This window comes from Algoriphagus antarcticus (assembly GCF_002150685.1).
Lineage (GTDB): Bacteria > Bacteroidota > Bacteroidia > Cytophagales > Cyclobacteriaceae > Algoriphagus > Algoriphagus antarcticus.
In genome coordinates this window covers 1-21,173 of sequence record NZ_MSSW01000040.1, presented here as the reverse complement: position 1 = coordinate 21,173, position 21,173 = coordinate 1, and the positions used below count along the sequence as shown (strand labels likewise).

The window sequence follows — 21,173 nt, the reverse complement described above, 5'->3', positions numbered from 1 at the left end:
GTTGTAAAGTAGTGAAAATTGCGCCTTTGCGCCGTTATGAGAGAACCAATCCTTCATTAATCTTGTCCGTGTAAAGCTTTCTAGGTTTCGAAAAACTCAAAGTAAAAAAAAGTTGCGCCGCCGCGCCGTTGCGAGAAATGTTTTCATTAAAGGCGTCTTTGCGCCCTTGCGGGAGTTTATCAACCGATAGAAATTCTTACAGCCATGCAGGTATCACCGTCAATTCTATTAATTTTGTCCCCCAATATATACGGCTGGAATCGGCCTAAATAGCATTCTTAATTGCCTCAAAACCTTCATGGAAGCAAAGAAAATACGGAGCACCTTTATTGAGTTTTTCCAATCCAAGCAGCATCATTACGTTCCCTCATCACCGATTGTGGTCAAAAATGACCCAACCCTGATGTTTACCAATGCGGGAATGAATCAATTCAAAGACGCATTTCTAGGTAATGAAATCGCCAAATATTCCCGAGTCGCCAATTCACAGAAATGCCTTCGTGTAAGCGGTAAGCATAATGATCTCGAAGAAGTGGGAGTGGATACCTACCATCATACGATGTTTGAGATGCTGGGCAACTGGTCCTTTGGAGATTATTTCAAAAAAGAAGCGATCGAGTGGGCTTGGGAATTGTTGACTGAGGTTTATGGCTTGGAAAAGGATAGATTGTACGTATCTGTATTCCAAGGTGACGAGGGAGATAACTTAGGCTTGGATCAGGAAGCTTATGATCTTTGGAAAGCCATTGTGCCAGAAGATCGCATTATTTTGGGTTCCAAAAAAGATAACTTTTGGGAGATGGGTGATGTGGGGCCTTGCGGTCCTTGTTCAGAAATTCATATTGACCTGAGGTCAGATGCTGACCGTGCTCTGGTAGCCGGTAAAGACTTGGTAAATAATGACCACGAACAAGTGATCGAGATTTGGAATCTGGTATTTATGCAGTTCAACAGGATTTCAGATGGATCATTGAAAGCTCTTCCATCGACTCACGTCGATACTGGGATGGGATTTGAGCGATTGGTGAGAGCCATTCAGCACAAATCTTCCAATTACGACACAGATTTGTTTACCCCATTCTTGGTTGCTTTGGCAAAGAAATCCGGTAAGGTTTACGGTGAAGATTTGGCAACAGATATCGCGTTTCGGGTGATTGTAGATCACATTCGAGCGATTTCTTTTACTATTGCTGATGGCCAATTGCCTTCCAATAACAAGGCTGGTTATGTGATTCGTAGAATCCTGAGAAGAGCTGTTCGTTATGGATATACTTTTTTGGGTTTCCATGAGCCATTTTTATATGAGTTGACCTCATTGATTGCTGATAATTTTGGAGATGTTTTCCCAGATGTCAGACAGCAGCAGGAGTTTATCGCAAAAGTGATTTATGAGGAAGAAGCATCTTTCCTTCGCACGCTGGACAATGGTCTTAAAATACTCGATCAGATTAAAGCAGAATTGAAGGCCAATAATGATAATGTTATTTCTGGAAAAACTGCTTTTGAACTATATGACACCTTCGGATTCCCACTTGATCTGACTTCTTTGATTGCCCGTGAAAGTGGACTTTCATTGGATGAAAAAGGTTTTGCAGAAGAAATGGAAGCTCAGAAGACACGTTCCCGTGCTGCTTCTGAATCTGAAACAGGAGATTGGGTGATTGTAAATGAGGACAATGGAGTTGAGTTTGTAGGATACGATTTTCTTAAAGCACATTGTCAGATCATCAAGTATCGGGTCATATCTGATAAGAAAGGTGACAAATATCAATTGGTATTAGACAAAACTCCTTTCTATGCGGAAAGTGGTGGACAGGTTGGAGATACAGGATGGTTGATATCCGAGACTGAAAAAGTTAAGGTAATCGACACAAAAAAAGAGAATGATCTGATTGTTCATTTCGTGGAAAATCTACCCAAGAACCCAGAATTGACATTTGGTGCTGAAGTAGATGCGGATAAGCGTTTTTTGACTGAAAATAATCACACTGCTACACACTTGCTTCAATCGGCATTGAAAGAAGTGCTTGGCGATCACATACAGCAGCGTGGTTCGTTGGTAAATCAGAACTTGCTTCGCTTTGATTTTTCGCATTTCAGCAAATTATCTAATGAGGAAATCTCCGAAGTAGAGGATATCGTCAATTCAAAAATCCGCGAGAATATCACGTTATCTGAGCAGAGAAATGTACCCATTGAAGAAGCTAAAAATCAAGGGGCAACAGCTCTTTTTGGTGAGAAATATGGTGACTTTGTTCGGGTAATCACATTTGACAAGAGCTTCTCTGTAGAACTTTGTGGAGGAACTCACGTTCCTCAAACGAGTAAAATCGGTTTATTTAAGATTATTTCAGAGGCATCGAGCGCTTCTGGAGTACGAAGAATTGAAGCGATTACTGCTGAGGCAGCTGAGAAATATTACCGTGAAAAGGAAGATTTGGTGAAGGAGATTCAGGAATTGCTTAAGCATCCAAAAGATTTAAAGAAGTCTATCGAATCATTACTTCAGGAAAGAAATGACTTGAAGAAAGAACTTGAAGTCTTACATCTGGAGAAAGCTTCAGGAGTGAAAGTGGAGTTGCTCAAGCAGTTTGTGTCTGGTGACGGTATCAATACCCTGATCGCTCAGGTAGAATTGCCAAATGCCGATTCACTGAAAAAGCTTGCGTATGAGTTGAAAAATGAAACGGCGAATGCTTTTGTGATTTTGGCAGCCAAAATTGATGACAAGCCACAGATCGCAGTAATCATAGACGAGGAGTTGATCACGAGCAAGAATCTAAATGCTGGTCAAATCGTAAGGGATTTGGCTAAGGAAATACAAGGTGGAGGCGGAGGACAACCGTTTTTTGCCACTGCAGGAGGAAAAGACCTAGCTGGACTAGAAAATGTAGTGGCTAAAGCCAGAGAGTTATACCTTTAAAAAAACAGTAAATACGCGCTAATGCTAAGCGAAGAATTAAGGAATAAATACCAGTTGATTATCGGACTAGAGGTGCATGCGCAGCTTTTGACTGAGAGTAAAATGTTTGCAGCGGATGCCAATGAGTATGGCAAATCACCCAATACGCAGATTTCAGTGATTACGCTTGGCCATCCAGGTACTTTGCCGAAGGTAAACAGGAAAGCTATAGCATTTGCCATCAAGATGGGATTAGCCTGTAATTCTGAGATTACACGATATAATGTCTTCGCTAGGAAAAATTACTTTTACCCAGATCTACCAAAGGGCTATCAGCTCACGCAGGATAAAGGACCGATTTGTGTAGGAGGCACAGTACCGATTCAACTTCCTGACGGCACCAAAAAGGAAGTGATCCTGAATCGAGTGCACATGGAAGAGGATGCTGGTAAATCCATTCACCTGGCAGGAGAGGCGGATACATTGGTTGATTTCAACCGAGCAGGTACTCCGTTGATCGAAATCGTAACTGAGCCTGATTTGAAGAGCCCAGAAGAAGCATATGCTTTTCTTACTGAGGTGAAAAAATTGGTTAAATACCTTGATGTGTGCGATGGCAATATGGAAGAAGGATCTCTTCGATGTGATGCCAATGTATCTGTAATGTTGAAAGGTGCAACGGAATTAGGCAAAAAGGTTGAAGTCAAAAACATGAACTCATTCCGAAATGTATTTCGTGCGATCGAGCATGAACATGAGCGTTTGATTGGTTTGATCGAAGCTGGTGAAGAAGTTATTTCCGAAACAAGAACTTTTGATGCGAACACAGGATTAACTGCCAGTATGCGTACAAAAGAAGATCTGAACGATTACCGGTATTTCCCAGAACCAGACTTGAGCCCTGTGGTGATTTCTGACGAGTGGCTGAATGCTGTGAAAGCAACCATGCCTGTTTTACCTAGAGAACTTCACAAAAAGTTTGTAGACGTGTATGGCTTACCGGATTACGATGCAAGCTTCTTGACAGAATCGAAGGAAGTGGCTTTGTGGTTCAATGAGCTTTGTAGCAAAACCAAAAACTATAAAGCGGCGTCTAACTGGGTGATGGGTCCTGTGAAATCAAGCTTGAACGAGTTGTCACTTCACGTCGATGACTTCCCGATCAGCCATGAATCTTTAGCTACTCTGATAGCTTTGGTGGACGAGGGTAAAGTGAGTTATACAGCTGCTTCTCAAAATCTCTATCCTGAGATGCTGAAGAGTGCAACAGAAAGTCCGATGGAAATAGCTCATCGACTGAACTTGATTCAAGAAAGTGATGAGTCTTCGCTAAGGCCAATAGTAGAGGAAGTTTTGGCGGCAAATGCCGGGAAAGTGAAAGAATATAGATCAGGCAAAAAAGGCTTGATGGGTTTGTTTATGGGGCAAGTGATGAAAAAATCCCAAGGTAAAGCCGACCCTAAAGTAGCTACTAAATTATTGACAGAATTATTAGAGAATTAAATCCATGTTGAATCGAATGAACGCAATCGTATTAGTTGTCCTTTTATCCTTTTTCTCCTGCGAGGAAAAGCAAACAAATGATGGAAAGGTAGAAATCTCCGGGACTATAGATAATGCACCTGCTGGAGCAATTATACTGTCCCAATTCACTGATAGTCGTCCAGTAGTTTTGGATACACTTCAGTTGGATAGCAAAGGGAAGTTTAGTTACGAAGTAGCTGTGGATATACCTACTTTCTACGAATTGAATCTTTACGGGCAAAAGTCTGTGAGGCTAGCTCTTTTCCATGAAGATGTAATGGTTGACTATGATTTTTCGAATCCTGCAAGTCTAGTTATTGAAGGCTCCAAAGACTCACAGGAGATGGTCAAAATCGAAAAATTGATGGAGGCTTACCAGGCAAAGGTGAATTCTCTCAATGAGGCTTATTATAAGGCAATGAGCGAAAATGATACCGAAACCATCAAGCAGATTCAGGCTGATGCTATGGCATTGGAAAGCAACCAATCCTCTGAGGTGAAGAACGTGATCAACAGCATGGGAGATAGTTTTGCTTCCCTGGCAGCTATTGGCTTATTAAATCCAAAGAACGAATTCCAGTTTATGGATAGTCTGGTTGCCAAGCTTGATGAAAAGTATCCTGAGACCAAGTCTATTGTGCAATTGAAGCAGCAATTGGACGAGATGAGAGCGCTTTCTATGGGTCAAATAGCTCCTGAAATAGAACTTCCTAATCCAGCTGGTGAAACTGTAAAGCTTTCTGATTTGCGTGGTAAATATGTTATGATAGATTTTTGGGCGGCTTGGTGTAAGCCTTGTCGTGAGGAAAATCCCAACGTAGTAAAACTATACAATGAATATAAGGAGAAAGGCTTTGAAGTATTTGGAGTGTCTCTAGACCGTACCAAAGAAGACTGGGTGGATGCTATCGCTGAAGATGGGTTGGAATGGACTCAGGTTTCTGACTTACAATATTTCAATTCTGCAGCGGCTGAGCTTTATCAGATTGATGCTATTCCAGCCACCTATTTGATCGATCCCGAAGGTAAAATAATCGGAAAAGATCTAAGAGGCCCTAGCTTAAGAGCTAAGCTGGAAGAAATTTTTGACTAAACAGTTTCACATTCACGAATTAAAAAAGCCTTCTGAATTTTTTCAGAAGGCTTTTTTAATTCGTGTGGGAGAAAATATGAAAGGAAGGAGGAAAAAGTACCAAACAGTCCTTCCTTTAAAAATCGAGTCATTGAAAAAGGAATAGTAAAAGTTGTTTATCACCCACAACAAAACTACTGAAAAGATTCAAAAGAAAAACAACCTTAAAGTTATTCCTAAAGAAATAAATATTAATTTTTCCCGAATTAGATTTAATATTCCTCGAAAATTACTAATTCATTACTAATTCAATTTTTAGCTATTTTCTCGTAGCTGGCAATGACACCTCTAACCATTGCAGAACTGAAGCCCTGGTGCTCCATTTCATTCAAGCCTACTATGGTGCAGCCTTTTGGAGTTGTCACTTTGTCGATTGCAGCCTCTGGATGCATATTTTTCTGAATCATCAATTCAGCAGCTCCCTTCACTGTTTGGTTTACAATCTTACTGGCAGTGACTGAATCAAAACCGATTTGTATTCCGCCTTGGATCATCGCCCGCATAAACCTCAGCACATAGGCAATTCCGCACGCACCCAAAACAGTAGCTGCTTCCATCAGACTTTCGTCAATTGGAATAGTAAATCCGATACCGTCAAATAATTCGGATACAAGCTTGATTTGATCTGAATCGGCATTTTGAGAACATACGCAGGTCACAGATTCTTGAATATCCGCTGCGATATTTGGCATTGCACGGAAAGTGATACTGGTCGGATCGATTACTTCATACATTTCTGCAAGCGTAATTCCAGTTGCCAGCGAAATGATAATTTGGTTTTTTGGGTTGAGTGAAGCTTTGATTTCTTTGAGAATGGGAGAGATGTTATAGGGTTTTACACCAAGGATAATGATATCAGCATTTGCTGCAGCTGAGACATTATCACTTTGGATATTCACACCTAATGCAGCAAAATCACCTAGGCCTTCCACATGTCTTTTGGTAAGTGTGAGATTCTTTGGATCAAAATCACCCCGTTTTAACAGCCCATTAGCGATCGATGCTCCAAGATTGCCACAACCGATGATGGCTATTTTTACTTTCGAAATCATAGAAAATATAATTATTGATTGGATTTGTTGCTTAAAGGTAAACAAATAGGCTGTTTTTGTGTGAATTCATAAAATTTCATGAATGTCCAATGACTTAATTCAAAAGTGGCAATAAAAATAATAGACAAAATATTTTGACTTAATGTAAAGTTTGTTTTACATTTGGTAAAAATAACTTGTCTTATGAAAGAGAAATCAATTTTAACCGTACCGCTACTTTCTCCTGGATGGAAGAAGGTAGCTTTTGTGTTTTTTCCACTTCCAGTACTCCTGGTCATTGGCATGGCTGTGGTCAGGATGGATATTGATCCGGATGATGTCGCCCAGATAATCTATGGGTTTTGGGCTATTGGATTTGCCTTGTTGAATCTATCTAGAGAGAAATATGAAGATGAAATGATTAAATCGTTTAGACTTCAGGCATTCCAGACTGGTTCATACTGGCTGATTTGGGGTTTGGGAGCTTTGATGTTGATTAACTATGTGCGATTTGATACCATTACTTCAGAGATATTCACGGCCTATCTGGTTGTCTTTTTACTAAACGCCTACATCTACGCTGCATTTCAGTATCAGAAGTATGTTGCTACAAAAGACGATAACTAACTCACTATAACTATGCTTACCAAAATATTATTACCTCATCGATTCCAAAAAATAGGATGGTTGCTATTCCTTCCTGCAGTTACCTTGGCCTTTATGACCATGTTTATTGAATTTGAATTTTCGTGGCTTCAGATCAATGGGGTTAGAGAGTCTGGACTTTTCGAAAGTACTGATGAAAACCTGACGAATGAGGTAGCACTTGTTAGCTTGTTCCTCAGTTTGTTCTTTATAGCATTCTCAAAGGAAAAACTTGAAGATGAATACATTCAGAAAATTAGACTCGATTCTATCCTATTTTCTTGCTATGGGTATTTCCTATTGAATGTAATTGGAGCGGTCCTATTTTACGGTGTGGAATATTTCTCGTTCGTGATGTTTAATATGTTTTCTATTCCAGTTTTATTTATCGTTCGGTTCCGTTGGATCATGTTTCGCCAGCGAAGTTCTTTGTCTGTGATCTTATGAAGAACACGATAAAAGTCGAGCGTGCACGGCATAATATGACGCAGCAAGACTTGGCGGAAAAAGTCAGCGTCTCCAGACAGACAATCAACAGTATAGAAGCAGGGAAGTATGTGCCTTCTACGGTTCTTTCTCTGAAGATTTCGAAAGTTTTTGGAGTTGGCCTAGAAGAGATTTTCGAGTTGGAAGACGGGGATTAAAGAATGAAATTTAAACCTAATGAATTCAATTTCTTTTATTCACTTCCTTATCTACAACTTAGCATTCTCGTTTTAAACCATTTTTGGAATACCATTTGCGTTTTTGCAGAGTTAAAAGATTCAAAAGTATTACCTTCGACCTTTTATGCAGAAGCCCTTTTTGATGCCAAAACTCATTCGAATCACCACAGTCCCGATTTCCCTCAAATTATTGCTTGCGGGGCAAACGAAGTTTATGAAGGAGCAAGGCTGGGATGTATTGATGGTGAGTGCTGATGGTAGAGAACTCCCTCAAGTGATCAAGGCAGAAGGAGCTAGACATGAAATCATTCCATTTACCCGTAAGATCACACCATTGCAAGACCTTAAATGTCTATGGCAGTTGTACCAGTTGATCAAAAAGGAGCAACCTGATATTGTGCATACGCACACCCCAAAGGCAGGACTTTTGGGGATGATTGCCGCAAAATTTGCTGGGGTAAAAGTGCGAATCCACACGCTGGCTGGCATTCCTTTTATGGCTGCCGAAGGTGGAAAGAAAGGACTTTTGGAAAAAATGGAGAAGCTGACCTATAGTTATGCTACTCAGGTTTGGCCAAATTCCAATGGACTGAAGAATTTTGTCCTTGAAAACCATCTCTGTCCTTCGGAGAAATTGTCTGTGATCGGAAACGGCTCCTCAAATGGCGTGGACTTAGAGAAATTCAATCGCGGAGTCTTGAAAGAAAATCACCTTGTAGCTGCTACGATGAGAATTCTTCCCGGTGAAGATGATTTTATCATATTGTCTGTCGGTAGATTAGTGAAGGACAAAGGAATTCAGGAATTAGTGGATGCTTTCCTGAGTTCGAAAATTGTGGGTAAATCCAAGTTAGTATTACTTGGAAGCTTCGAGCAAGATCTAAATCCACTTGATCCCGAGACTATTAAAATCATTACTGATCACCCTAGAATAGTGCAGATAGATTGGTCAGACCATGTAGCGCACTATCTTGCATTGGCAGATGTGCTTGTACACCCTTCCCATCGAGAGGGTTTTCCAAATGTGCTTTTAGAAGCAGGAGCGATGGAAGTACCAGTGATTTGCTCTGATATTATAGGGAACACAGATGTGATTACTCAGCAAAAAACAGGATTGATTTTCCCAGTCAAAAATGTAGAGGTATTAAAAGAAGCGATGGAATTTGCCTTTGTGAAGCGTGATAAAATGGCTGAGCTGGCAAATAACTTATTTCTGGAAGTTTGCGAAAATTACGAGCGGACTAAGATTCAGAATGAAATTTTTGCTCAGTACCAACTCGCTTTGAAGAAGGCTGATAGCTCGGAATAGCTTATATTTGACCATCAATAAAATTTGAATTTTCTTCTATGAAGTACCTGGTTACCGGAACAGCTGGATTTATTGGATTTCACGTTGCAATGAAGCTTTTGGAAAGGGGAGATGAAGTAGTTGGACTGGATATTATCAACGATTACTACGATATCAATCTGAAATATGCCCGCTTAGCGCATATGGGTATTCAGCGAGATCAGGTAAAGAAGGGGCAAATCGTCCAATCTGCCAGCATTCCAAGTTATAGATTCATTCAATTGGATCTTTCTGTGAAAGAGCCTCTGCTCGATCTTTTTGATCAGGAGAAATTTGATGTAGTCATTCATCTTGCAGCTCAAGCAGGTGTTCGTTATTCCTTGAGTAACCCTGAAGTTTATATAGAGAGTAATATTGTAGCCTTTCTGAACATTCTGGAATCCTGCCGTTTTCATCCTGTCAAGCATTTGGTCTATGCTTCTTCCAGTTCAGTTTATGGTTCAAATGAGAAGATGCCATTTTCCACTTCAGATTCTGTAGATCATCCGATCAGTTTGTACGCAGCTTCTAAGAAATCCAATGAGCTGATGGCGCATACCTACAGCCATCTTTTTAATATTCCGACTACTGGTTTGAGATTCTTCACGGTTTATGGCCCATGGGGCAGACCGGATATGGCATTGTTTCTGTTTACAGAAGCCATCTTGAAAGGAGAACCAATTCAGGTGTTCAACTATGGGAATATGAAGCGGGACTTCACCTACGTAGATGATATAGTAATGGGCGTGATCAAAGTGGCAGATAGGCCAGCTAGTCCAAATGCTGATTTTGATGGGCAGAACCCTGATCCCGGAAGTTCGAATGCACCTTACAAAGTTTATAATATTGGAAACTCTGCTCCGGTTTTATTGATGGATTATATTCATGCAGTGGAAAAAGGCTTAGGAAAAGAAGCTAAAATGAACATGCTTCCCATGCAGCCTGGTGACGTGCCGGCTTCACATGCTGACGTTACTGATTTGGTTCGGGATACAGGTTATAAACCAGAAACATCTATTGACCAAGGGGTTAAATCTTTCACTGATTGGTATCTAGACTATTACAAAAAATAAGATGAAATCGAGCATGTCGCAGGTGATACACTGAGGGATGTTATGCGTTATGCGAGATTCCATGTGACTTTTGAAGAAAAATATTAACACATGAATAAATCAATTCTGATCACAGGCGGAGCCGGATTTATCGGTAGCCACGTCATACAACTATTCGTTGAAAAGTATCCAGCATATACCATTGTCAATCTAGACGCACTGACTTATGCTGGGAATCTGGAGAATTTGAAAGCAGTAGAAGGAGCTTCGAATTATATCTTCGAGAAAGCAGATATTCAAGATGCAGATGCTCTGACAGCCATTTTTGAAAAACATAACATCACTGACCTAATTCACTTGGCAGCTGAATCTCACGTGGATAGATCGATCACAGATCCATTGTCTTTTGTGAAAACAAATGTTTTTGGTACGGTGAACCTGCTAAACGCTGCAAAGGAATTTTGGAAAGAGAATCTTTCTGAGCATTTGTTTTATCACGTTTCTACGGATGAAGTTTACGGCTCTTTGCATGATGGTGGATTCTTTTTGGAAACTACAGCCTACGATCCTCAATCTCCATATTCGGCTTCTAAAGCTTCTTCAGACCATTTTGTGCGGGCTTATGCCAATACTTACAAAATGAAAACGGTGGTTTCTAACTGTTCCAATAATTACGGACCAAATCATTTCCCTGAGAAGTTGATTCCGCTTTGTATTCACAATATCAAAAACAACAAGCCTCTGCCAGTCTATGGGAAAGGGGAGAATGTCCGTGATTGGCTATTTGTGAAAGATCATGCGAGAGCTATTGACATGGTTTTTCACCATGGAAAAGAAGGAGAAACCTATAACATAGGCGGATTCAACGAGTGGAAAAACATTGATATAGTAAAGCTTCTCTGTGCCAAAATGGATGGGAAATTGGGAAGAGAAGCAGGGACTTCTGAGAAGCTTATCACCTATGTGAAAGATCGTGCTGGACATGATTTGCGGTACGCCATTGATGCTACTAAGATCCAGCAAGAGCTAGGCTGGGAGCCAAGTTTGCAATTTGAAGAAGGAATTGAGATAACCATAGATTGGTATCTCAATAATCAAGAATGGCTTGACCATGTCACCTCTGGTGCGTATCAGGAGTATTATTCTGAATTATACGGAAAACGTTAAAGCATTTAAGTCCGGAAACAAATAAAGTAAACCATGCTCACATCATGGTTTATTTTTTTGACTTGTTTTCCTGGTATTCTGCCGGGGTCATAGCGTAAGTTTCTTTGAACGTTTTGATAAAATAGGAAGGAGAGCTGAATCCAACGGCGTATGCAATTTCAGAAATGTTTTCTCCTGATTTTTCCAGCCGTTGTAGAGCCATTCTCAGCCTTTGGTCTCTTATGTAGGCAGTCGTCGAAAGTCCTGTCAAAGCGGTCAATTTCCGATGCAGCTGCATCCTGCTCATTCCTAGTTTTTTGCTGAATTCCTCCACGGTAAAAGTACTGTCACATAAGTCATTGTCGACGATTTCCTGAATTTTTTCCAAGAACCGTTCGTCTGTCGATGTTATAGCTATGTCTTTTGGGGAAATAGAATTTCTGTTGGAATATCTTATTCTCAACTGAGCCCTGAGCTCGATCAACTTTTCCATCCTTACTATCAATTGATTAGTTTTAAATGGTTTAAGAATAAAGTCGTCAGCACCAGCCTGAATGCCTTCCAAATGACTTTCTTCATCAGCTTTTGCAGTCAGCAAGATTACTGGGATATGGGAGGATAATTCGTCGTTCTTTACTTTGTGGCAAAATTCAAAGCCGTCCATTTCCGGCATCATGACATCAGAAATGATCAAATCTGGAATTTTCTTCAATGCAACAAAAAGCCCCTCCTTGCCATTGGTAGCTTCACAGGTTTGAAAATACGGGCTTAATTCTCTGACGATGAATTGCCGTACTTTGATATTGTCTTCCACAATAAGGATTAGGGGGAGTTTTTCCCGCACTTCTATATCGACTACCGGCAACCTAGGCAGATCAAATTCTTCGCTTTCCTCGTCAATCACTTCATCAGGATGAAAGGCATATTTATCGACAGACAAAAGAATCGAAACGTCAAACCATCGGGAGTCTTTGAAGTTGACCGTAATTTCTCCATGATAGAGATGTATCATTTCTTTGATCAGGGATAAGCCTAGTCCAAATCCTTTTTTACTTCCGTTGGATTTTTCAATTTTTTGAAATAGTCTAACCAAATCCTCCTTGCTGTACTGTTCCAGACTTTCATTTCGGATATCCAAGTGGAAGTTTCCTTCAGAAATAAAGCAGTCTAACTTTATTTCCGAGTCCCTTTTGGCGTATTTAATGGCATTTTGAATCAGGTTTTTTACTATTTTTTCCACTTTGTCTGAATCAAACCAAAGTTCTGTCATCAGCGGAATATTGGCTGCAAGTCTTACTCCTTTTTCTGATGCTTGATAGAAATAATTGGCAACGATGGATTGGAGAAGCAATCCCAAATTTCCTTTTCGGATAGTCAACAGACTTTTGCCTGCCTTGATCTTTGTCACTTCCAAAAGTTGATCAACAAGGGTTACCAATCGCTGAGAATTGATTTTCACCAGATTCAGTTGAGATTTTATAACAGGATTGTCGGACTGACTTATCACACGATCAATAGGTCCTGAAATGAGTGTCAGTGGAGTCCGAAACTCGTGGGAGATATTAGTGAAAAGCTGAGTTTTGAAGTCGTCAATCTCCTTTAGAGTTTGAGTCTCCCGATCCTTTGTTTTAAGGGAAAATTGAATATGCCATTTCCACTTGAGGTATTGGTAAATCCACAATACTGCAAGCCCAAAAAGGAACAGATACACTATTTTGGCGATGGGACCAAAATACCAAGGCGTCAAAATGGTAAATTCCATGGCCACAGGTTCTTCAGCCCAAATACCATCATAATTACTTGCTTTAACCAAAAACCGATACTTTCCCGGAGCAAGGTTGGTGTAGCGAGCCTGATAGTTATAACCGTTCGAAATCCAATTTTTGTCATGGTTTTCGAGCTTGTATTTAAATTGATTCTTCCCTGGAGAGGAGAAGACCAAACCCGCCATGTTGAAAGTGAGTGTGTTTTGGTTGTGATTTAACTCAAGATTTTGACTAAATCTTACTTTTTTACCGAAGACGGAAAGTTGCGTAATCGCAACTTTTGGAGACATTTCATTCAGGGAAATATCTTCTGGGTTGAACCAATAAAAGCCTTCTAAACTTCCAAAATAGAGTGTTCCGTCGTTTTTTTTGAAATATGCACCGGTATTGAATTCAGTGGCAAGTCCATCGTAATTGGAATAATTGGTGATTTCAAATTGCCCTTCCAAATCTTCATTGAGACCCACTTTGGTGATTCCTTTGTTGGAGCTTAGCCATAGATTTCCGCGCTGATCATCCAAAATGGAATAGATGACATTATTGGAAAGTCCGGTCTCAACATTCAGGATTTTGATTTTACCAGTGCTTAGATCCATTCGATTTAGGCCTCCGCCGTTCGTTCCGATCCAAAGCTGGTTGTCTTCCAGATGCAGGGATTTGATGCTATTGTTACTGATCGAATTTGGATCTTCAGGTTCATTGATTTTTGTTTCAAATTTTTCAGTAGTCAAATCCATTTTGGCGATACCGTGATTTTCCGTTCCGATCCAAAATCGACCTGAGGGTTCTTCCAGAATCGTACGAATATTGTTGTCAGGAATACTGGTCTTGCTTAATGGATCATAAACAAATTGTTTTATAGTCCCCCTTTCAGGATCAAACCAGATCAAACCATCATTTCGGGTACATAGCCAAAATCTTTTGTTACTATCCTGAAAGATTTTCCAAACAGTAGCTCCAGGCTGTTTTACGGTACTTTCAGTGTTAAAATGTTGAAACTGCTCGGAGTCAAGATTAAAAATGCTCAAGCCCTCATCTTGGTAGCCAACCCAGAGCTCTCCGTTTTTATCCCCTAAGAGACTCATCACCCGGTTGCTTCCCAGACTTTTTGAGTCGTTTGGATCATGGATAAAAGTTTTCCAAGTTTTAGTTTTAGTATTGTAACGGGTCAGTCCTTTGCCAGAGGTTCCCAGCCATACATTTTCGTTTTTATCCACATATATGGACCGGATCACGTCAATATTGATGTTTTCGGGAACTTCTTGATTATGGAAAAAATTGAATTTCTCTAAATAGGCATCGTAAAAGCTTAATCCAGCGCCATCTGAACCAAACCAAAGTGTACCAGTATAATCTTCGAAAACCGAAAGGATGTCGTTATAGTGAATAGACCTTGGGTTCTGTTTGGTATAAGAAAAACGCTTTAATGTTTTATTTTCTAGGTCAATCTGTTTGACTCCTTTTCCATAGGTGGCTACCCAAAGCCGTTGTTTGGAATCAATCAATAAATCCAAAATCATTGCATCCTGATCAGAATCTTCTTGTATCAAATAGGCATCCAATGAAGTTGCCTTCTCATCCAGATTTGAACTCGTCCACAGTCCCTGATTAAGCGTTCCAAACCAAAATCTTCCATTGGGATCTAGGATGGTGACGGCGAGAACTGTACCTAATTCAGGTTTCCATATCAGGCGTGATAACCCTGAGCTTTTATTCCATAAAACCACTTCATCGCTTAAAGTCAAAATGAGGTTTTCCTCGTCAAAAATACTGAGATTGACAATTTCTTTGTTTGGGTCAGACCAAGCCATTTCTGCCTTTTTAATTTCTTCATTCCAGAAAAACAGCTGGCCTGAAAGTGTTCCAAACCAGATTTCCCCTTGCCGGTCTTCAATTATGCTAGTGGCTGAAGTTATTCCTTCGATCAGAAAAAAGACTTCTTTTTCCCTATCAAATAGCTCAGGAACTGAACTCTCGGGGATGATCCAAAGTCGATTTTTGCTGTCGGCAAATACTTTCCCAAGCAAAAGGCGAGAGGACTCAGTGATGTCGAGAAATTTTTTGTCAAAAACTACAAAATCGCGTCCGTCATAGCGATTCAGTCCTTCCTGAGTAGCTATCCAAAGGAACCCATCCTGATCCTGAGTTACTGAAACGGCACTGTTTTGGGAAAGTCCGTCATTGACTGAAAGTTGACGAAAGGAAAGATTGTCTTGAGAAAATGCATTCATCTTCGCAAAAAGAATGATTACCAAGGCGAATGAAAATCGAATGAAACAAAATCTATTTAAAAGGAACATTGTAAAAAGTTTTTTTCTTTCTTCAAGTAACTTATAAATTAGGCTTAACCTGATGCATGTATCTTATTTTTCATATCTGGTAAAAATTTCCGAAGTGTGAAAACTTCGATTTTTAAAATTTTCGATTGAAAACTGCAATTATTTTTGGCTAATATTTTGATTTCTATCAGAATTTGGAATCTATTCAATATTTTAAGGTAGTGTTAGTAGCAAAAAGAGCTTATTCGTTAAATCAAATTTTGGGAAATTCATGATTCGTGTTGTGATTATAGATGATGAACCGAAAGCCATCATTTCTCTTGAGTGGGAGTTAAAACAGTCAGGAAAATCGGTAGAAGTGGTTGGGAGATTTGTTGAAGCAGAAAAAGCACTGAAGGAAGTGGAGAGCCTCCAGCCGGATTGTATTTTTCTAGATATCCAGATGCCAGGTTTAGACGGATTCAAATTTTTGGAACATTTTCCCAATCGTAATTTTGAGGTAATTTTTGTAACTGCCCATGCCGAACATGCCATTCAAGCAATCCGAGAAAGAGCATTTGATTACCTGCTCAAACCGGTCGATAGCTCCGATTTGGAAAGTTTATTGGATAGAATCCAAGGAAACTTAATCAAACAATCGATCAACTCACCTTCCATTAATTCAGCTTTTGAAAAAGAAAAAATAGCAATCAATTTGGATGATCAATTGATCTTACTTGATCCCGATGAGGTGATTTACTGCGAAAGCGAGGGAAGTTATTCCTATATCCATACCATAAACGGTGGGAAATTATTGGTTTCTAAAAGATTAAAATTATTGGTCAATCTGTTTTCCAAGTTCCGATTTTATAGGATACATCATTCCTTTTTGGTCAATCTCGAAAAGGTTAAATCTTATGAGAAATCTACTGGGAAAGTAAAGCTCATTGATGGAATCTCACTTCCTGTCTCCAGGCTGAAAAAGGCGGGATTTACTGAATCGTTGAAATAAGGGATGATGGATTTTTTTGAAAAGTATCCCTTAATCGAAGTTCTCGAAAACAGCAATTTTAACGGCTTGGGCTGGGCAGTGACAAGTGTGCTTTTTTACCTGTCCCTCTACCATTTTGTGCTTTTTATCAAAAGCAGAGATAAGTTCTATCTTTTTTACAGTTTATATGCTCTTATCAATGCGATCAACCTGGTTCAGCGCGTTAAGGGTGTCTTTGCAGAAGCAGTTTATACTGAATTTTCTGACTACTTCATCCATTTGAATTTCCCTATTCAATTTGCCAGCTACCTGATATTCTCCTTTTTCCTGATAGAGATTCTCAATTTCAGAAAGCATTTTCTAAGGTTTACTAACTTCTTTACCTACTATGCCTTGGTTACCAGCTCTATTTTCGTAGTCTTGGTTTTAGGAAGATATTATTGGGATGGATATGACATGATGCGAGGGTATTATATCACTGTTTTCATGCCTTGTACCTTGATTTTTTTGATTTATGGGATATTTCTCACCATCAAATCAGGAGAGAAAGTTCGATATTTTATTCTCGTGGGATACCTGATTCTTGGCATTAGTTCCTTCATTTTTGCTTTTCTGACTTTTGGAAAAGATGTTTCGATTACCAATAAATACTATTACATCTACTATTTGGCAGTTCTAGCCGAAAACTACCTGTACACCTATGCACTTGCAATCAAGCAGCGTGAGGTTTATGAAGAAAAATTTCAAATACAGACCTTGTTGGTAGCAAAACTTCAAGAAAATGAAGACCTCCGTGAAGAGTTAAATCATAACCTCAAAAATGAATTGAAGCTTAAGGAAAGTCAGATCTCATTTTTGGAAGCAGATGCAGAAGAGCAACGCATTGCGAAACTGAGCGCTGACTATGAAAAGCAGATTACCTTGCTTCATCTTCAGTCACTTCGCAGTCAGATGAATCCGCATTTCATTTTCAATGCCCTGAATTCTATCAAAGTTTTTCTGATAGAAAGTGATAAGGAAAACGCGGTCCTTTACCTGAATAGGTTTGCTAAGCTCATTCGAATGGTGTTGGAAAGTTCTAGGGAATTTAAGATTTCGCTGGGTGAGGAGCTAGATATTGCCAAGCTTTATCTCAGCTTAGAGGCGATCAGGTTTGAAGATGGAATTTATTTCACTATTGATGTAGAGCGAGGGATAAGTCTCAGAGATACCAAAGTGCCACCATTGGTTTTTCAACCATTTTTGGAGAATGCTGTCTGGCATGGATTGATGGGGAAAAAAGGGGCGAAATCTATCTTGATTCGTGTCTTCAAAACAGATGCGGGAGTGGTGGTTTCTATCCGTGACAATGGAATCGGAAGAGCGGAGTCAGCCAAAATGAAAGTAAATCAAACCCTCCAAAAACAATCCATTGGTATTTCGCTTTCCTCAGACCGACTCAATTTTTTTAATCAAAGCGAAAAATTCAACTACTATTTTGAAATTCTGGATCATCATGGGAAAGCTGAGGACAGTGGAACCGAGGTGGTATTCTACCTCAAGAGCTAGCAGGATTTTGGTAAATTATTTTTCAAAAGTTACCTCAGTGCTATTTATTGATACATGGCATTGATTCCTTACCCATTTATTGAAATAGCTTTGATGGAATAAAATTACATTCTAGGTTTTCAGAAGAGTGTAGTTTTTCGCAGGTGATTTATTGAGATTCAGTTAAAGAAGACTCTTCCAGAAAATTGTCCATATGACAAGTCAATGAAAAATATCAGCCATTTTTTCATTTGTTTCCTCTTACTATTTTCCTGTGGAAAAGGAAGAAACGCAAGTACAGTAAGTAGAATGGATCCGGCTAATGCGGGTTTTTCAGATTCTTCGGCTAATACACGTGAGAATACTGCTGAAGCTTTAGATATGCAAATACCTATGAGCAACGAACAGCTCAAAAAGTGGATTCCCGAAAAAGTCGGCGAAATGGAACAACGGAAAATACTAATCGGCCATAAGCAGGGAATGAAAATGAGTGGAGCCATCGCTACTTACCAAGAAAAAGGGCAAGATGGCAGACAGATTTCTATGGAGGTGCTGGATGGGGCAGGAGCAACCGGCGCGGTGATGCTAAAGTCGATATCTCAAAAATTAACCTTAGACTATGAAGAGCAAACGGAAACCGGGTATTCTCGAATTTATGAGCGGGAGGGAGTTCGAGTGTGGGAAAAACTCAACTTTTCTGATCAGTTTGTAGAGATCGAATATGTCACAGAAGGGAGATTTCATTTTATTTTCAAAGGTCACCAAATTCTAATGGAGGAGTTGTGGGCTTTTGTAAGGGAAGTAAGGAAGGAGATGAGTTGAGTAGCATTTTGCAAAATAGTCCTTCTTTCTTCCTGAAATCCTCAAAGAATTAAAGATGCTCTTGATTGAAGTTAATCACGATAGCCAGGAATTATTTATTAATCAAACAGCATAAATCTTTCGTCTCATATTTCAATTATTTTAAAAATATATCTGCATAAAACTATGAAAACCAAATCCATTTTCTTCTGCTCTTTTTTGTTTATGTTATTTCAAATTCAATTGGCAAATGCCCAACAAGAGCTTCGTGGCAAAATCTCCAATTATAGTGATGGACCTTCACAAATCGAATCATTTGATCGGTTTTCAGCCATCAGCCAAACATGGGGTGAGGTCAATGAAGAAGGGGACTTCTCCATAATTCTCGAAGATAATTTTCGTGAAAAAGCACGGGGAATAGCAGAGGAAGCACAAGGAAATGCGCCTAAAGGATTTACAGTTAGCTTTAAGACAGTATCAGAGTCCTTTGCCTGTCCTTTTGAAGAGGTGGAAACTAAAGTCGGGGATATAGTCGTTTCAGGACTTCCTGAATTAACGCTCATGGACGAAATGGGAAATCCTACCAATGGGATTTTGTATGCAGTCAGCAGTTCAGATATAGCAAGGTGGCTTTTCACCTATCGGGATGTAAATGCCAGTCCAGGGTATTATTTGGAGTTCTATTATTTGGAAGGCCCGGCAACAGTTAAAAGGGAATGTCTATTGGAAACTTACACCGGAGCTGGAGAAGAAGTCTTTGAGGAAAGTACTTGTATCGACTTGGAACTCCAGGCAGGCTGGAATATAATCCGATATGGAATTGACGAAGTGTTTACTTCCTCTGCAGGAAAAGTCTTTCCTTTAAAATTGTCAGTGACTAGACTTGAAACTCTACCAGGAGACTTAATGTGGTTTGCGGTGAAAGAGTAAAAAAAAGTTTACCAAATTAAATTTCCATCTCAAAAAGCCTGAAATGATCTTTCAGGCTATATTTTTTTGAAGATGTTACATATGTGATACTCTTTGATACAAGGCTGACATAGTTAGGGGCTGGTGTTTTTGATTTTTGCTTCGGGGACTCTCTTCCTTTCCAAGTCGGGAAAATGAAGAAAGGTCATTCAAAACAAAAAAATCAAAACGATGAGAAATTTTTACACACTCAAAAGGGGATTTTTTCTTCCGGTGCTAGCAGGTATATTTTTTCAGTTCCTGGTTGGAGGCCATCAAGCCAACAGTCAGGAACTCACCGGAACCTATACGATCGGTCTGGGAGGAAATTATGCGACTTTTACTGAGGCAGTGGAATCTTTGACCTCAAATGGAGTTTCAGGGCCTGTAACTTTCAACGTCCTTGATGGAGTATACGATGAGCAAATTCTCATCGGGCCAATAACCGGTTCTTCCGCTACAAATTCGATTACTTTTCAATCTCAGAGCGCCAATCCTGAATTGGTCCAATTATCCTTTGCGGCAAGTACCGTTGCTGGAAACTATGTGGTGTCCCTTGAGGGAACCTCACATTTGATTTTCAAAAATTTAAAAATAAAGGCTTCAGGTACGACCTACGCACGTACAGTTCGGGGGCAGTTAACGCTGAATAATTTATTATTTCAGGGATGTGTTTTTGAATCGCCAATAGCTAATGCTACAAGTTCTGAACGAGGGAATGTTGTTTTTACAGCAGTCAACTCTCCGGAAATTAGATTTTTGGATAACACCTTTTTAGGAGGGTCTTATGGTATTTACTTCCAAGGAACTAATTCAAGTTCAATAAGAGCATTTGGATTTTTATTTACGGGTAATACGGTAATAGATTCCTATTACAGGGGGATTTCATTTAGTCGATTTTTGGATTCTAAGGTTGAAGACAACACGATAGTAATTCTTCCTGCTTCTTCCAGTGGATCTGTTGGAATGGAATTAACCAATGTTGATGGTGAAACTCGAGTTGTGGGCAATAGAATATCAGGCTCAAAATCTACAGGCTTAGAATATACTTTTAGCAACGGTTCGGGTACCACACCTGGCCTAATCGCCAACAATTACATTCAGAGCAGCGGGAGCTATGCGCTTTACTTTTACTACAACACCAATCAACGTGTCTATCACAACAGCACCAACAGTACTGGGACAGGAGTGGGATTACATTACAACGGTGCGGCATCCTCGAACAACCTGATCAAGAACAATATTTTCAAGGCCAACACAGGCTATTCTGTAGATGTGACGAGTTCCACAGGCTTGGTGGAAATGGACTACAATGATCTCTATACTTCAGGAACTTACCTGGCCAGATGGGGAAGTACAAATGTGGCGGACTTGTTAGCCTGGCGGACAATCTCCTCTAAGGATTTGAATTCCTTGAGTTTTAATCCCCAGTTTCTAAGTGAGACAGATTTAATTGCC

At 39.8% G+C, this 21,173-nt stretch carries 16 protein-coding genes; 14 read left to right on the top strand and 2 right to left on the bottom strand.

All coding sequences use genetic code 11. From position 1 onward, the window contains the following. The first annotated feature begins 298 nt into the window (after positions 1-298). Genes alaS through BVH04_RS13450 form a run of 3 tightly spaced genes read left to right on the top strand, consistent with a single transcriptional unit; the run spans position 299 to position 5,519 of the window. Positions 299-2,923, top strand: coding sequence for an alanine--tRNA ligase (alaS, locus tag BVH04_RS13460; RefSeq protein ID WP_086541995.1), 2,625 nt, complete (start codon positions 299-301; stop codon positions 2,921-2,923). 21 nt (positions 2,924-2,944) lie between these two features. Further along, positions 2,945-4,405, top strand: coding sequence for an Asp-tRNA(Asn)/Glu-tRNA(Gln) amidotransferase subunit GatB (gene gatB / locus BVH04_RS13455; protein WP_086541994.1), 1,461 nt, complete (start codon positions 2,945-2,947; stop codon positions 4,403-4,405). Positions 4,406-4,421: 16 nt separating this feature from the next. Further along, positions 4,422-5,519, top strand: coding sequence for a TlpA disulfide reductase family protein (locus tag BVH04_RS13450; RefSeq protein ID WP_240510925.1), 1,098 nt, complete (start codon positions 4,422-4,424; stop codon positions 5,517-5,519). A gap of 287 nt (positions 5,520-5,806) precedes the next feature. Here BVH04_RS13450 and proC read toward each other — a convergent pair whose 3' ends face one another. Then, positions 5,807-6,610, bottom strand: a complete 804-nt coding sequence (gene proC / locus BVH04_RS13445) for a pyrroline-5-carboxylate reductase (protein ID WP_086541992.1) — start codon at positions 6,608-6,610, stop codon at positions 5,807-5,809. Between the two features lie 183 nt (positions 6,611-6,793). Between proC and BVH04_RS13440 the strand changes: the two genes are divergently transcribed. From BVH04_RS13440 to rfbB, 6 genes are all read left to right on the top strand, one after another. Then, a complete protein-coding gene (locus tag BVH04_RS13440) occupies positions 6,794-7,216 on the top strand; it encodes a hypothetical protein (protein ID WP_086541991.1) in 423 nt (140 codons plus the stop codon). Positions 7,217-7,228: 12 nt separating this feature from the next. After that, positions 7,229-7,681 (top strand): hypothetical protein, encoded by a 453-nt coding sequence (locus tag BVH04_RS13435; protein WP_140160588.1) that lies wholly within the window; start codon positions 7,229-7,231, stop codon positions 7,679-7,681. After that, positions 7,678-7,878 carry a helix-turn-helix transcriptional regulator gene (locus BVH04_RS13430; protein ID WP_086541989.1) on the top strand — a complete coding sequence of 67 codons (201 nt, stop codon included), beginning with the start codon at positions 7,678-7,680 and terminating at the stop codon, positions 7,876-7,878. The genes BVH04_RS13435 and BVH04_RS13430 overlap by 4 nt, the downstream gene beginning before the upstream one ends. 163 nt (positions 7,879-8,041) lie before the next feature. Continuing rightward, positions 8,042-9,208: a glycosyltransferase family 4 protein gene (locus BVH04_RS13425; RefSeq protein WP_086541988.1), complete on the top strand. Its 1,167-nt coding sequence runs from the start codon at positions 8,042-8,044 to the stop codon at positions 9,206-9,208. Between the two features lie 38 nt (positions 9,209-9,246). Then, complete coding sequence (locus BVH04_RS13420; protein WP_086541987.1) at positions 9,247-10,299, top strand: NAD-dependent epimerase; 1,053 nt, start codon at positions 9,247-9,249, stop codon at positions 10,297-10,299. Between the two features lie 90 nt (positions 10,300-10,389). Then, positions 10,390-11,445: a dTDP-glucose 4,6-dehydratase gene (gene rfbB, locus BVH04_RS13415; protein WP_086541986.1), complete on the top strand. Its 1,056-nt coding sequence runs from the start codon at positions 10,390-10,392 to the stop codon at positions 11,443-11,445. 49 nt (positions 11,446-11,494) lie between these two features. On the opposite strand, the gene BVH04_RS13410 is transcribed toward rfbB, so the two are convergent. Then, on the bottom strand, positions 11,495-15,490 hold the full coding sequence (locus BVH04_RS13410) for a hybrid sensor histidine kinase/response regulator transcription factor (protein ID WP_086541985.1): 3,996 nt from the start codon (positions 15,488-15,490) through the stop codon (positions 11,495-11,497). 250 nt (positions 15,491-15,740) lie between these two features. On the opposite strand from BVH04_RS13410, the gene BVH04_RS13405 reads away from it, so the two are divergent. From BVH04_RS13405 to BVH04_RS13385, 5 genes are all read left to right on the top strand, one after another. Next, a complete protein-coding gene (locus tag BVH04_RS13405) occupies positions 15,741-16,460 on the top strand; it encodes a LytR/AlgR family response regulator transcription factor (protein ID WP_086541984.1) in 720 nt (239 codons plus the stop codon). 3 nt (positions 16,461-16,463) lie between these two features. Beyond that, positions 16,464-17,987 (top strand): histidine kinase, encoded by a 1,524-nt coding sequence (locus tag BVH04_RS13400; protein WP_086541983.1) that lies wholly within the window; start codon positions 16,464-16,466, stop codon positions 17,985-17,987. A 204-nt stretch (positions 17,988-18,191) separates the two neighbouring features. Next, entirely contained in the window at positions 18,192-18,788 is a 597-nt protein-coding gene (locus BVH04_RS13395) for a hypothetical protein (protein WP_086541982.1), read from the top strand. 165 nt (positions 18,789-18,953) lie between these two features. Continuing rightward, a complete protein-coding gene (locus BVH04_RS13390; protein ID WP_086541981.1) occupies positions 18,954-19,697 on the top strand; it encodes a hypothetical protein in 744 nt (247 codons plus the stop codon). Between the two features lie 210 nt (positions 19,698-19,907). Beyond that, positions 19,908-21,173: right-handed parallel beta-helix repeat-containing protein (locus tag BVH04_RS13385; RefSeq protein WP_140160587.1), on the top strand; the 1,266-nt coding region annotated here is incomplete at its 3' end.